We start from the raw sequence: 14,170 nt of genomic DNA, 5'->3' as shown, positions 1-14,170 counted from the left end.
GTAGTGGAACCAGTAGGTATGTCGTTCTCGTCTACCGCAGGAGCCAAGCCCTCTACACAGGACACTGGTAGACGGTTCGGACAACGCCGCAAGGCGGGTCCGGGGCGGGCGGTTCACGGTTCGGCAGGCGCGCGGACGGCGCGCGGCACATGGAGGAGGCATCGGTGGCGGGCGAGTCCCCCGACAGGTCGAAGCAGCGCGAGTCGTCGGCAGAACCGACGTCGGGGAGTGCGGGTGCGGTTCCCGACCCGCGGGTCGCGGCGTCCACGCCCCGGGGCGGCGTGGACACGGCGACCCGGGTCTTCTCGGTACGGGACCTGAAAACCGAAACCCCCGAGGAACCCGCATCCGCGGAAACCCCCGACGAGACCGGCTCCGCCGACAAGCCCGGCACGCCCCGGTCTGCCGACGAGCCCGGCGAGGCCGGGAACCCCGCGGCAGCGAGCGTGACGGCGGAGACCGCGGCCGGCGAAGCCGGAAAGGCCACGGAGACGGCAGACACCGGGAAGCCTGCGAAGGTCGGCGCGCCCCGGACGGCCGCCCGGACCGGCGAGACCGAGACCGACGTCGAGGACGGAGACGGGGACGAGGTCGAGGTCGGGGTCGAGGTCGAGGTCAAGAACGCCGGGAGTGACGCCGCCGAGACCGGGTCGACCGACAAGGCCACGGTGGCCGGACAGGCCGCGGAGACGCCCGAGGGCGCGAACCCGGCGAAGGCCGATCCGCGCCGGACTGTCGGCGCGACCGGGAAGCCCGAAGCCGCCGAGGAACTCGGCGAGTCAGAGGACCAGACGGCCGAAAGTACCTCGAAGACCACAGAAGCCAAGGAAACCGCCGAAACCGAACAGGCGTCGCAAGTCGGGAAGTCAGCGGTGCCGACGGCGACCACGGAGGAAGCCCAGGCCGGCGAAGCCGGGACCGCCGAGGAAGCCGCGAAGCCGGCGAAGGCCGACGCGACCGGGAAGTCCGCGGAGGCCGGGACTGACGCGGCGGACCGCGAGGCCGCGGGGGCCGGGACTGACGTGGCGGGTCGCGTGGCCGTTGCCGGTGCCTCTGAGGGCGTGGGGGGCGCGTCGGGGGGCTCCAAGGGCGTCGAGGAGGGCCCGGGGGGCTCTGGGGCCCTCGGGGGCGGTGACGAGCGTCTGCGGGCGGCTGTGGCCCAGTGGGTGGCCTCGGCGGACGAGAAGGGTCCTGCCGAGGACTCGGCGGACGCCGTCGGCGGGGCGAAGGAACGTTCCGAGAGTGACGCCGGGGCGGCCGAGGCCCAGCCCGGGGACAAGTCCGCTCCCAAGCCCGTGGCCAAGTCCGTGTCCAAGTCCGCGCCCAAGTGGGCTGCGGGCGCGGACGAGGACGAGGACGAGGGCGACGAACCCAAGTCGGACAAGGCCGAGTCGGACAAGGTCCAGTCAGGCAAGGACGAGTCGCGCAACGACGAGTCAGGCAAGGGCGCGCCGGACAGCGACGAGTCGGGCAAGAGCGCGTCGGACAGCGACCGGGCGGGCCAGAGCGCGTCGGACAGCGACCGGGCGGGCAGCGACGGGTCGGACAAGGGCGCGTCAGACAGCGACGACGAGTCGGGCAAGGGCGCGTCGGGCAAGGCGGGTGGTGGCGGGGGCGGTTCTGGGGTCGATCAGCCGACTGCCGTTTTCAAGGCGCCGCGGCCCAAGCCTGCCGTCGATCAGCCGACGACCATGTTGAAGCTGGGCGGTGCCACCAAGCCCAAGCCGGACGCGGACGAGGCGGACAAGGCGGACGCCGAGCCGGAGGCCGACGCGCCTGCCGAGCGGACCAGCAAGTTCGTCGCGCTGAAGCCGCTCGACGAGCCCCGGCCGCTGAAGCCGGCCGCCAAGGCGTCGCCGGAGGTCACCGCTCTCGTCCCGCAGATCGGCCCCGAGCGCACCACGCAGCAGCCGCTGCCGCCGAAGCCGCCGCTGGACCTGCTGGCCGAGCTGACGAACACGCCGCCGCCTCCGCCGACCCCGCTGCGCACCCTCGGCCGGCGGATCAAGATCTGGACGCCGCTGGTCCTCCTGCTGGTCGTGGTCTTTGCGATCGCGCAGGCCGTGCGTCCGCTGCCGGCGACCGCGCTCGCCCTCACCGCGAAGGACTCGTACACCTTCGAGGGCGGCAAGACGCAGCTGCCCTTCCCGGGTGAGGGACAGGGCTGGATCGACGTCGACGGCGTCGGCACGATGGGCAGTTTCGGCCAGCCGAAGCCCGTGGCCATCGGCTCGGTCGCCAAGACGATGACCGCTTACATCATCCTCAAGGACCACCCGATGAAGGCCGGGGAGGAAGGTCCGAAGATCGAGATCGACGCCACGGCGGAGAAGGAGGGCGGCTACGACGTCACCGGCGACGAGTCGACGCTCAACACCGTCAAGGCCGGCGACTTCCTCACCGAGAAGCAGGCCCTGTCGGCCGTCCTGATCCCCTCCGCCAACAACATCGCGCGGCTGCTCGCGCGCTGGGACGCGGGCTCGGAGGCGGCGTTCGTGAAGAAGATGAACGCCACCGCCAAGGAACTGGGGATGACCCGCACGACGTACACCGACCCCTCCGGCCTGAAGGAGACCACCGTCTCCACGGCCGAGGACCAGGTGAAGCTCGGCCGTGCGTTCGTGCAGGTCCCGGCGCTGGTCGCCATCTCCAGCGCGGCCAGCTGGACCGATCCGTCCGGCAAGTACTGGAACAACTACAACGAGCTGCCGTTCCGGATCGGCGCGATCGGCATCAAGACCGGCAGCACCACCGCGGCAGGCGGCAACCTGCTCTTCGCCTCCCGCAAGCAGGTCAACGGGCGGTCGGTGACCCTCGTCGGCGCGATCCTCGGCCAGCACAAGCAGAAGATCCTCGAAACGGTCAACGCGGTCAGCAAGACCGCGCTGCTCGCCGCCCAGGACGCGCTCACCTCGGCGAAGATCGTGAAGAAGGGCGACGTCGTCGGGTACGTGGACGACAAGCTGGGCCACCACACGCCGGTCGTCGTCACCAAGGACGTCTCGGCGGTCGGCTGGGCGGGCATGACGGTGAAGCTGTCCTTCGTGGCCGACGAGGTGCCGCACACCGCGAAGGCCGGCGCCCAGGTGGGCACGCTCACCGTCGGGGACGGCTCGGGCAGCGCGGTCAAGGTGCCGGTCGCCCTGCAGACGGACCTGGTCGAGCCGGGCTTCACGGACAAGCTGACGCGCATCGGCTGACCCGCGACGCCCGTGCGCACGCTCCGCCACCCCGTCGGGCAGCCGCCCGGCGGGGTGCGTGCTAGCGTCGCGAAACGGGACAGGTCGTCGCTCGCAAGGGCGCAGCCGTGAAGCGGACGCGAACGGGAAGCGGCCGGAAGCAGAAGACGGGACACGGGGAGTGCCTTCAGGTGGCCACTGCGGAGCCGACACGAGCCGACGACACCGGTCCGGGCCCGGACGCCGGCCCGCGCACGAGGGTGCCCGCACCCCAGTCGGGCGACCACGACCGTGACCCCGCCCCAGCCCCGTCCCGAGCCGCCTCCCCGGAGCCGGCGCCTGCGGCGGACCCGGTGGTAGAGGTCGAGCCGGGGTCCGTCCCGGACGGCTCGGCGTCGGGCGGCCGCCCGGACCCCGCCCGTCGGACGTCCCGTGTGCGATCCGTCCTGGAGCCGCTGCGCGCGTGGGTGCTGCGGCATCTCGTGCTGTCCATGACGGCGCTGTCCGGCGCCCTGCACCTCGTCTGGTTCTTCACCTTCGCGAACAGCGGCGGCGACCTCGCGGCGCAGGACGCGTGGGCCGAGTTCGTCGGCCGGCACCCCGACTCCGCGTACAACCTCGCCTGGTACGGCGGCATGCACCCGGTGTCGTACAGCATGGTGTCGCCGTATCTGATGTCCGTGCTCGGCGTCCGGACGACGATGATGATCGCCGGGACGCTCTCGGCGGGCCTCCTCACTCTCGTCCTGCTGCGCTGCCGCCCGGTGAAGAACCCGGTGTGGCCGGCGCTGGCGGGTGTCTTCGCCCTGCTGTGCAACGCCGCTTCCGGGCGGGTGACGTTCGGGCTCGGCAACATGTTCGCGCTGGCCGCCGTCGCCGTCGTGTTCTGCTGGCCGTACCGCTGGCGCTACAAGCGGTGGGCGAAGGCGCTGTGCGCCGCGCCGCTCGCCGCGCTCGCCACGATGGGCTCGCCGGTGGCGGGCCTGTTCGTGGGCATAGTCGCCGTCGCGCTGTTCCTGCAGAAGCGGCGTCCGGGCGCGTGGGCCCTCGGGCTGGCCCCGACGGCCGTCGTCGGCGTCTCCGCGTGGCTGTTCCCGTTCTCCGGCACCCAGCCGATGTCGTTCGGCTCGGCGTCGCTGCCGCTGCTGTTCTCGGCGGTCGTCTTCGCCGTCGTCCCGCGCGACTGGAAGACCGTGCGGATCACCGCCGCGGTGTACGGGCTGGGCGTGCTGGGGGTGTGGCTGATCAGTTCGCAGATCGGCTCCAACATCACGCGGCTGCCGATGCTGGTCTCGGGTGTGGTGCTTCTCGCGGCGCTGCCGTTCGCCGTGCCGCGCAGCCGCAAGTGGTACGTGATCGTCCTGTCGTCGCTGCTGTTCGTGGGCTGGATCGGCTTCAAGTCGGTGGACGACGTCGTGCGGACGACGCCGGCGGCCTCCTGGGCGCGTGAGCTGGCGCCGCTGGTCAACGAATTGCAGGAGGTCGGTGCGGAGAAGGGGCGGGTGGAGGTCGTGCCGGCCCGCTCGCACCGTGAGGCGTCCGCGCTCGCGCCGTACGTCAACCTCGCCCGGGGCTGGAACCGGCAGGCGGACATGGAGCGCAACCCGCTCTTCTACGACGACACCCTGAACTCCGCGAACTACCACGAGTGGCTCCAGCGGTGGGCCGTGCACTTCGTCGTCGTCCCCAAGGAGGCGCTGGACGGCGACGGGGGCGAGCGGGAGCGGCAGCTGGTGCAGCGGGGGCTGCCGTATCTGGAGCAGGTCTGGGGCGACGCGAACTGGCAGCTGTTCAAGGTCACCGACCCGGCCTCGCTCGCCGAGCCGAACGCGGTCGTGCAGCGCGCCGAGCAGGGCGAGATGACGATCGATGTGAAGAAGGCCGGGCGGATCCTGATCCGGATCCCGTACTCGCCGTGGCTGAGCATCGTCGACGCGCAGGGCAAGAGCCTGAAGCCCCCGCAGGAGACGCAGGAGTCCAAGGACCGGTCCGACGGGGAGCCGAAGACGTACGACAACGTCAACGGCTGCCTGTTCGAGACGAAGGAGGACGCGGAGGGCGACAAGTGGACGATGTTGCTCGCGCCGAAGGCAGGTACCTACCGGCTGGCGGCGCCCTACCAGCTGCCCCGCGGAACCCCCTGCCCCGACGCGCTCAAGGAACAGCCCTGACCGTCAACGGAGCCGGCTCACGTATCGGTCGGTGCCCGGCACCGTCGGGATGAAGGGCGCGGCCAGTTCCACCCGTCCCAGCCCCGATTCGCCGACCGCTTCCCCCAGGTCGGCGAAGTGCTGTTGCCAGCAGTCCCTGGGGTCGCTCTGCAGGAACCAGAGCAGGGTCAGGCGGGTGTCGACGCCCTCGACCTGTTTGACGTAGGTCATGCGATCGCCGGGGAGGGGGGTGGGGCGGAAGACGGTGACCATGGCCGTCGGGGAGTCCGCCACCCGTTGGGGGAGGTGGCGGGCGCTCAGCCAGTGCAGGAGTTCGGCGCGCTGCTCGGCCGAGTCGGTGTCGATGACCTCCAGGACGAGGCCCGCGTAGGGGTGGTCGAGGGCGTGGAAGTCGCGGGGACCGGCGGCGCCGTCGCGGTAGACGGTGCTCTCGTGGTCCTGGAACGCGGTGAAGACGTGGGTGCGGTCCTGGTAGACGCGGGCGTCCCGGTTGAGGCGCTTGTTGATGGCGACCGTCCACTTCATGTGGTCGTCGTAGCGGCCGTCGGTGATCCAGTAGGTGGAGAGGTAGCAGCCGGCGGTGACGGGCTGGGCGATGGCCGACTTCTCCGGGTGGCGCAGCAGCTGGAGGTCGCGGGTCGCCACCCACCGCCGGCCCGAGTACATCCACGGCATCGCCATCGCGCCGGCGTAGTAGTGGTCGTCCTCGTACCAGCGGTTGTAGGCGTACTCGTGGCCGGGGTGCGGTTCGACCATGGTGATGAGGGCATGGCCGGGACGGACTCCGTACGGTCCTACGGCGGCCAGTTCGGCGTAGGTGTCGCTGCGGGTCTCCTCGCTCACGTTTCTCCCCTTCCGTCCTTCTGCGGTCGCCCATACTCTGACGCTCCGTCAGATGATGCGCCAGGGTCAGGGAGGTTCCGATGTCACTGCTCAGCCAGAAGACCGTCGTCGTCTCGGGAGTCGGCGCCGGGCTCGGGCACCGGGTCGCCGCCGCGGTCGTACGGGACGGCGGGAACGCCGTGCTGGGGGCGCGGACCGAGGCGAACCTCGCCAAGAGCGCGGCCGAGATCGACCCGGAGGGTGCGCGGACGGCGTACCGGGTCACCGACATCAGCGACGAGGGGAGTTGTGAGGCGCTGGCGGGGCTGGCGCGGGAGCGGTTCGGGGGGATCGACGCGCTGGTGCAGGTGGCGGCCTGGGACTCCTACTTCGGCGGGGTCGAGGACGCCGACTTCGCGACCTGGCAGTCGGTGATGGACGTGAATCTGCTGGGCAGTCTGAGGATGACGCGGGCGTGTCTGCCCGCGCTGAAGTCGAGGGGCGGGGCGGTGGTGTTCATCGGGACGCAGTCCGCGGTCGCGGCGCCCTCGCAGGTGCGGCAGGCGGCGTACGCGGCGTCCAAGGGGGCGCTGACCAGCGCGATGTACTCGCTGGCGCGGGAGCTGGGGCCGCACCGGATCCGGGTCAACACCGTGCTGCCGGGGTGGATGTGGGGGCCGCCGGTGCAGGCGTACGTGCAGTTCACCGCGCACACGGAGGGGGTGGCGGAGGAGGAGGTGCTGGGTCGGCTCGCCGGGCGGATGGCGTTGCCCGAGCTGGCCACGGACGGGGATGTGGCAGACGCGGCAGTGTTCCTGGCGTCGGACCGGGCGCGGGCGATCACGGGACAGTCGTTGCTGGTCAACGCCGGGGAGCTGATGCGGTGAGTTCATGTAGGTGAACGCAGGCCACTATGGCGAATACCTTTACCTCCCTTTGACCTGACGGTTACTTGTCGTGTTCACGCGACAGCGCACACGATAAGCGCCGGGCTGAACACGGTCTGACTCCTGGGAGGGCGCACATGAACGGTCTCGACTGGGCCGTGCTCATCGGCTACTTCGGCGTGATGGTGGCCATCGGCGTCTGGTCGCACAAACGCGTCGACAACGTCAGCGACTTCTTCACCGCCGGCGGCAAGATGCCCTGGTGGCTGTCCGGCATCTCGCACCACATGTCGGGCTACAGCGCGGTGATGTTCACCGGGTACGCGGGCATCGCCTACACCTACGGCGTCACCTCCTTCGTCACCTGGTCCTTCCCCATCGCCCTCGGCATCGCCATCGGTTCGAAGCTCTTCGCGCCCCGCATCAACCGGCTCCGCTCGCGACTCCATGTGGCCTCCCCGCTGGAGTACCTGAAGAACCGCTACGACCTCAAGACACAGCAGGCGCTCGCCTGGTCCGGGATGCTGCTGAAGATCGTGGACGTCGGCGCGAAGTGGGCCGCCATCGCGACCCTGTTGTCCGTCTTCACCGGGATGTCCCTCAACCAGGGCATCCTCATCACCGGCGCGATCACCGCGGTCTACTGCACGATCGGCGGCCTGTGGGCGGACGCGCTGACCGAACTCGGCCAGTTCGTCATCCAGTTGCTGGCCGGCGTCGCGATGTTCATCGCTGTCGTCCTGAAACTCAACGACAAGGGCATCGGCTTCCTCGACGCCTGGGACCAGCCCGCCCTCCAGGGCCACGACAAGCCCCTGGTCGCCCAGTACGGCACGGTGTTCCTGCTCGCGTTCCTCTTCATCAAGCTCTTCGAGTACAACGGCGGCATGCTCAACCAGGCTCAGCGGTACATGGCCACGGCCGGACCGAAGGAGGCCGAGCGCTCCGCGCGGCTGTCGGCGGTGCTGTGGCTGGTGTGGCCGCTGGTGCTGTTCTTCCCCATGTGGATGTCGCCGCTGCTGGTGACGTCGAAGAAGCCCGACGGCTCCGACTCCTACGCCCTGATGACCGAACAGCTGCTTCCGCACGGCCTGTTGGGCCTGGTCATCGTCGGCTTCTTCTCGCACACGATGGCCATGTGCTCCTCCGACGCCAACGCGATCGCCGCCGTCTTCACCCGGGACTGCGCGCCCGTGATCTGGTCCAGGGCACGCGAGTGGAACCAGCGGTCGGGGCTGATCGCGGCGCGCGTGACGACCGTCGTCTTCCTCGGGCTGTCCATGGCGGCGGCCACGCAGGTCAACTCGCCCGCCTTCAAGGACATCATCACGGTCGTCATCAAGTGGGTGGCCGGTCTGATGGGCCCGATGGCGATCCCGATGATGCTGGGCCTGCTGCGCCCGTTCCGCCGCTCCGGCCCGACGGCCGCGCTGACCAGCTGGTCGATGGGTCTGCTGGCCTTCTGGCTGGTCAACTACCCGATCAACTGGAACGTCGACGGCGGAGTCCCGCTCCAGTACCAGGTGTCGATCCCGCTGGCCGTGTCGCTGGTCCTGTACATCCTCATCGGCTTCCTCAAGCCCGAGGACACCCCGGAACGGCTCGCGATCATCGACCGGATCAACGGGGACGGCGACGGGGACCGGGACGGGGACTCCGCGGGCGCGGCGGCCGTCGCCCCGGGCCCCCGGGACGCGGTACCCGCGAAGGACTGACTCCCCCGCCAACCCCCTGCCAACCTCCCGCCAACCCCCGGCTAACTCCCCCTGGGATACCGGGCCAGCCACCCCGGCGACGCCCCGGCGGGGTTGTGCAGGGCCGGGCCCTGGGTCATCTCCATGGCGAAGTCGTCGGCGAGTTCCAGGATCGTGGGACGGCCCTCCAGTTCGGCCAGCCAGGCCGGCGGGAGGGCCGTCTCGCCGTGCAGGGCGCCCAGCAGACCGCCGGCGACGGCGGCGGTCGGCGCCGAGGGCGCGCCGTGGTTCACCGCGAGCCGCAGCCCGTGCCGGACGTCCTCCGCGACGAGCGCGCAGTACACGGCGCCCGACAGCACCGCTTCCGCCGTCCCCTCCCCCGCGAGCTCCTCCACTCTCCCCGGCCCCGGCAACCCCTGCCGTACGGCGCCCAGCGCGCGCTGCAACGCCTCCGACACCGGCTCATGGCCCGGCCGCGCGGCCAGCAGGGCGAGCGCCCGCTGCACCGCGCCGTCGAGACTCTCGCCCCGGGCCAGCGCATGCACGGTGACGGCGTAGGCGCCCGCCGACAGGTACGCCGTCGGGTGGCCGTGGGTCTGGGTCGCGCACTCGACGGCGAGCTGCGCGACGAGCTGCGGCTCCCAGCCGACGAGCAGCCCGAAGGGCACCGACCGGGGGACGACCTCGGGTCCGGCCGCGCCGGGGCTCTTGGGCGAGTCGAGCGTCCCCATCACCTCGTCGCCGAGGCCGAGCAGCAACGTCCGGGTCGGATCCCGCCGGGCGTACAGCCACTCCTCGCGCGCGAGCCAGCCGTCGTCCTTGCGCCGCAGGTCGGGCCCCCAGTCGCGCTGGGTGGCGGCCCAGCGCAGATACGCCCGGTGCAGATCGGTCGGCGGATGCCAGGCGCCGGTGTCGCGCCGGACCTGGGCGCGGATCAGACCGTCCACGGTGAACAGGGTCAGCTGGGTGAGATGTGTGACCGCGCCGCGCCGCCCGTGGGCGGAGGCCAGGTCCACGACGCCCTCGGGCCCGTGCGCCTGCCGGATCTCCTCGATGCCCAGCCCGTCGACGGGCGCCCCGAGCGCGTCCCCGATCGCGGCGCCGAGCAGCGTGCCGCGCACCCGGCCGCGGAAGTCCTGCTGTTCGGCACGGCCCCAGACGGGCCCGGCAGTCGCACCCACCAAGTCCTCCCGAACACCGTCCGTACGTACGACGTCCGTCACTGTAATCGAACACCGCTCCGCTGCCGCCGGGTGCACGGGCTGTGCGGTGGAGGGGTGATGGAGACTTCGTGGGGTAAGGACACCGGCATGACCACCCCCACCTCACGTATCTCGCACGCCACGCGTGTGTTGCCTCTCGCCGCGACGCTGCTCACCGCAACGGTCGCGCTCTACATGCTTCTCGTCGCCTTCGGGAACATCACCGACTTCGGCACGAACCAGCAGTTCGTGCAGCATGTGCTGGCGATGGACACGACGTTCAAGGACGACGACCTGATGTGGCGGGCGGTGACGAGCAAGGGGCTGCAGGACACCGCCTATGTCGCGATCATCGCGTGGGAGACCGTCGCCGGGCTGGTGCTGGCCGCCGGGACATGGTTCTGGGCGCGCCAGGACCTCATACGCGCCCGCGCCCTGTCCACGTACGGGCTGCTCATGGTCATGCTGCTGTTCGGCGCCGGGTTCATCGCCATCGGCGGGGAGTGGTTCGCGATGTGGCAGTCGAAGAGCTGGAACGGACTGGACGCGGCGACCCGGGCGTTCCTGTTCAGCGGGGTCGTCCTCATCGTCGACCACCTGCCCGCCGCGCGGGGCGACGCCCGGGAGTGAGCCCTCGGGCGCAAGGTCCTTTTACTCGACTTACTCGACGACCCTGACCTTCGTCCCCGTCTCGCCGAACGCCCACAGGGCCGTTCCGTCCGCCTTGGGCATCCGGATGCCGCCGGTCTTCGTGCCGGCGGCGGCCGGGGGCGGGGAGGCGCCGTCGACCGCGTTGGAGAAGGCGATGTTGACGCCCGACGTGGCGGAGAAGTAGACGACGTGCTCGATCGCCACGCCGTCGGAGCCCGTGACGGCGTCCCTGCGCAGCGACACCGTGTAGCTGCCGACGCCCGGGTCCACCGTGCCGGGCCAGACCGTGAACGTACGGCGGGCCGTGTCGTCGGCGTCGACGAGCCAGACCCGGTGCTGTCCCAGGGAGTACACGATCCGGCGCCCGGCGCCCGAAGCGGCGGGCACCGCGGCCGCCTTCGGGGTGGCCGACGGCTTCGGCGAGGCCGAGGCGCGTGCGCCCGCGGACGCCGAGGCGTTCGGGCGGCTCGCCGACGCCGTCGGGTGCGGGCCGTTCTCGGCCTGCGCCGTCAGGGCGACGACCGCGGCGATCGCACCGACGGTCAGGCCGGTGACCCAGGCCCAGGAGGGAAGCCGTCGGGCAGGCACGGGCACGCATCTCCTCAGCTACGGGACCCCTCAACCAGGAGGGGTCCGATCATCGTACTGTGGGGATCCTGTAGGGCTGTCCCGTTCCAAGTCCCTGGCGGGATATCCCCTGGCGGGATATCAGTCGAGCACCGGCAGCAGTTCCGGCAGGTGGCCGTCCGAGGCCGCCGCGGCACGCTGACGCTCCTGAGGCACCTCGCCGTACAGCGTCGTACGAGGCCGGGCCGGGCGGCCCGCCGCGTCGGCCACCGCGATCAGGTCCTTCACGGACTTGTAGGACCCGTACGACGAGCCCGCCATCCGCGAGATCGTCTCCTCCATCAGGGTGCCGCCCAGGTCGTTCGCCCCCGAGCGGAGCATCTCCGCCGCACCCTCCGTGCCCAGTTTGACCCAGCTGGTCTGGATGTTGGGGATGTGCGGGTGGAGAAGGAGGCGGGCCATCGCCGTCACCGCCCGGTTGTCGCGCATGGTCGGGCCGGGGCGGGAGATGCCGGCCAGGTACACCGGCGCGTTGGTGTGGATGAAGGGGAGGGTCACGAACTCCGTGAAACCGCCGGTCTGTTGCTGGAGGCGGGCCAGGGTGCGCAGATGGCCGAGCCAGTGCCGGGGCTGGTCGACGTGGCCGTACATCATCGTCGAGGACGAGCGGATTCCGACCTCGTGCGCCGTCGTGACGACCTCGATCCAGGTGGCCGTGGGCAGCTTGCCCTTGGTGAGGACCCAGCGGACCTCGTCGTCGAGGATCTCCGCCGCCGTGCCCGGAATGGTGTCGAGACCCGCCTCCTTCGCCGCCGTCAGCCACTCGCGGATCGACATGCCGGTGCGGGTCGCGCCGTTGACGACCTCCATCGGCGAGAACGCGTGCACATGCATGCCGGGCACGCGGGACTTCACGGCCCGGGCGATGTCGAAGTACGCGGTGCCGGGCAGGTCCGGGTGGATGCCGCCCTGCATGCAGACCTCCACCGCGCCCAGCTCCCAGGCCTGCTGGGCACGGTCGGCGACCTGGTCCAGGGAGAGGGTGTACGCGTCGGCGTCGGTGCGGCGCTGCGCGAAGGCGCAGAACCGGCAGCCCGTGTAGCAGACGTTGGTGAAGTTGATGTTCCGCGTGACGATGTAGGTGACGTCGTCGCCGACGGCCGCGCGGCGGACGTCGTCCGCGATGTGCGTCAGGGCGTCCAGCGCCGGGCCGTCCGCGTGCAGCAGGGCGAGGGCCTCGGCGTCGGTGAGCCTGGTGGGGTCGTCGGCGGCGGTCGCGAGGGCGGCCCGTACGTCGGTGTCGATGCGCTCCGGGACCATGCCGGGGGCGGCGGCCTCGCGCAGGGCGGCCCAGTCGCCGTACACCTCGTCGAAGTCGTCGCGGCGGTCGGCGGTGCGGCCCTCGGTGTCGATGGTGCGGTGCAGGTCCGTACGGCCGGACGGCACGAACACCTCCTCCGGCTCCTGCCACGGCCGGCCCTCGACGACGGCGTCCGGCAGGGCGAGGCCCGTCTCCGGGTCGGCGAGCGCGCGGACGTGCGGAAGCAGCCGCGGGTCCAGCCAGGGCTCGCCGCGCCGCACGAACTCCGGGTACACACAGAGACGTTCCCGCAGTTCGAAACCGGCCGCCGCGGACTTCTCGGCGAGTTCGTCGATCTGCGGCCAGGGGCGCTCGGGGTTGACGTGGTCGATGGTCAGCGGGGAGACCCCGCCCCAGTCGTCGATGCCGGCGCCGATGAGCCGGTCGTACTCGCTGTCGACCAGGTTGGGCGGGGCCTGGAGGCAGGCGCCCGGCCCCAGCAGAAGACGGGCGACGGCCACCGTCGCGACGAGCTCGTCGAGTTCCGCGTCCGGCATGCCGCGCATCGCGGTGTCCGGCTTGGCGCGGAAGTTCTGGATGATCAGCTCCTGGATGGAGTGATAGGCACGGGAGACCTTCCGGAGCGCGAACAGGGACTCCGCGCGCTCCTCGTACGTCTCGCCGATGCCGATCAGGATCCCGGAGGTGAAGGGGACGGAGGAGCGGCCGGCGTCCTCCAGAACGCGCAGGCGGACGGCGGGCTCCTTGTCCGGGGAGCCGTGGTGCGGGCCGCCGGGCTCCGACCAGAGGCGGGTGGCCGTCGTCTCCAGCATCATGCCCATGCTGGGGGCGACGGGCTTCAGCCGCTGGAAGTCGGTCCAGGACATCACGCCCGGGTTGAGGTGCGGGAGCAGCCCCGTCTCCTCCAGGATGCGGATGGAGACGGCGCGGACGTAGGCGATGGTGTCGTCGTAGCCGTGCGCGTCGAGCCACTCCCTGGCCTCCGGCCAGCGTTCCTCCGGCTTGTCGCCGAGGGTGATGAGGGCTTCCTTGCAGCCGAGGGTGGCGCCGCGACGAGCGATGTCGAGGACCTCGTCCGGGGACATGAACATTCCATGACCCGCCCGGCGCAGCTTGCCGGGGACGGTCACGAACGTGCAGTAGTGGCACTTGTCCCGGCACAGCCGGGTGAGGGGGATGAAGACGCTCTTCGAGTACGTGATGACGCCGGGCCGGCCGGCCTCCGCCAGCCCGGCGTCCCGCACCCGGGCAGCCGACGCGGCGAGGTTCTTCAGCGCCTCGCCGCGCGCCTGAAGCAGCACGGCGGCCTCACCGACGTCGAGGGCGACGCCGTCACGAGCCCGTTTGAGAGCGCGACGCATGGAGTTCTCGGTGGGGCCGGGGGTCGGGCCCGAGGCCGGGCCCTGCCCGGGGCCGGTTCCGGAGGTCGCGGAGGTCGTCATCCTTTGAGCATACGATCACGTTTCCAACTGCCCCGTGGCCGTACAGAGCCGAGGGATGACGCCTACGAACTCTGCCCCCTTGCGGTTGCCCGCGATGAAGGCGAAGCCGTGCCCATCGCTGCACGTCAGGTCGACGCGCACGTACCCGTCGCGTGTCCCTGGCGGGCTCTCACAGTCGTCACGGTGAGGCTGCCACGGTCACTGCCTCATGGTCGCCGGTCTCGTCACTTCGGT

General features: G+C 71.2%; 9 protein-coding genes. 5 read left to right on the top strand and 4 right to left on the bottom strand.

The genetic code is table 11. From position 1 onward, the window contains the following. The first annotated feature begins 164 nt into the window (after nt 1–164). Both ACZ5SK_RS11550 and ACZ5SK_RS11545 read left to right on the top strand, forming a co-directional pair. Nucleotides 165–3,200 (top strand): D-alanyl-D-alanine carboxypeptidase, encoded by a 3,036-nt coding sequence (locus ACZ5SK_RS11550; RefSeq protein ID WP_468575862.1) that lies wholly within the window; start codon nt 165–167, stop codon nt 3,198–3,200. Between the two features lie 170 nt (nt 3,201–3,370). Continuing rightward, a complete protein-coding gene (locus ACZ5SK_RS11545) occupies nt 3,371–5,350 on the top strand; it encodes an MFS transporter (protein WP_334579118.1) in 1,980 nt (659 codons plus the stop codon). Between the two features lie 3 nt (nt 5,351–5,353). Here the strand turns inward: ACZ5SK_RS11545 and ACZ5SK_RS11540 are convergent, their stop codons facing one another. Then, complete coding sequence (locus tag ACZ5SK_RS11540) at nt 5,354–6,193, bottom strand: hypothetical protein (protein ID WP_334579117.1); 840 nt, start codon at nt 6,191–6,193, stop codon at nt 5,354–5,356. A gap of 80 nt (nt 6,194–6,273) precedes the next feature. Here ACZ5SK_RS11540 and ACZ5SK_RS11535 point away from each other — a divergent pair, with 80 nt between their 5' ends. Together ACZ5SK_RS11535 and ACZ5SK_RS11530 are read left to right on the top strand one after the other, a co-directional pair. Beyond that, nucleotides 6,274–7,059, top strand: a complete 786-nt coding sequence (locus ACZ5SK_RS11535) for an SDR family oxidoreductase (RefSeq protein WP_334579116.1) — start codon at nt 6,274–6,276, stop codon at nt 7,057–7,059. A 137-nt stretch (nt 7,060–7,196) separates the two neighbouring features. Then, nucleotides 7,197–8,774 carry a sodium:solute symporter family protein gene (locus ACZ5SK_RS11530; protein WP_334579115.1) on the top strand — a complete coding sequence of 526 codons (1,578 nt, stop codon included), beginning with the start codon at nt 7,197–7,199 and terminating at the stop codon, nt 8,772–8,774. Nucleotides 8,775–8,815: 41 nt separating this feature from the next. Here ACZ5SK_RS11530 and ACZ5SK_RS11525 read toward each other — a convergent pair whose 3' ends face one another. Continuing rightward, nucleotides 8,816–9,934, bottom strand: coding sequence for an ADP-ribosylglycohydrolase family protein (locus ACZ5SK_RS11525; protein WP_334579114.1), 1,119 nt, complete (start codon nt 9,932–9,934; stop codon nt 8,816–8,818). A 129-nt stretch (nt 9,935–10,063) separates the two neighbouring features. Between ACZ5SK_RS11525 and ACZ5SK_RS11520 the strand changes: the two genes are divergently transcribed. Continuing rightward, entirely contained in the window at nt 10,064–10,585 is a 522-nt protein-coding gene (locus ACZ5SK_RS11520; RefSeq protein ID WP_334579113.1) for a DUF2165 domain-containing protein, read from the top strand. 30 nt (nt 10,586–10,615) lie between these two features. On the opposite strand, the gene ACZ5SK_RS11515 is transcribed toward ACZ5SK_RS11520, so the two are convergent. Beyond that, nucleotides 10,616–11,200 carry a hypothetical protein gene (locus ACZ5SK_RS11515; protein WP_443041271.1) on the bottom strand — a complete coding sequence of 195 codons (585 nt, stop codon included), beginning with the start codon at nt 11,198–11,200 and terminating at the stop codon, nt 10,616–10,618. Nucleotides 11,201–11,314: 114 nt separating this feature from the next. Continuing rightward, a complete protein-coding gene (locus ACZ5SK_RS11510; protein WP_468575860.1) occupies nt 11,315–13,936 on the bottom strand; it encodes a bifunctional FO biosynthesis protein CofGH in 2,622 nt (873 codons plus the stop codon). Nucleotides 13,937–14,170: the final 234 nt, after the last annotated feature.

The sequence above is a fragment of the Streptomyces sp. NPDC031474 genome (assembly GCF_055581185.1).
The sequence above is the reverse complement of the archived record's forward strand: the minus strand, read 5'-3'. Positions and strand labels throughout refer to the sequence as shown.

Coding starts and splice junctions, on each gene's coding strand:
- ACZ5SK_RS11530 (WP_334579115.1), top strand. CDS start 7,197: ATGAACGGTCTCGACTGGGCCGTGCTCATCGGCTACTTCGGCGTGATG.
- ACZ5SK_RS11535 (WP_334579116.1), top strand. CDS start 6,274: ATGTCACTGCTCAGCCAGAAGACCGTCGTCGTCTCGGGAGTCGGCGCC.
- ACZ5SK_RS11510 (WP_468575860.1), bottom strand. CDS start 13,936: ATGACGACCTCCGCGACCTCCGGAACCGGCCCCGGGCAGGGCCCGGCC.
- ACZ5SK_RS11520 (WP_334579113.1), top strand. CDS start 10,064: ATGACCACCCCCACCTCACGTATCTCGCACGCCACGCGTGTGTTGCCT.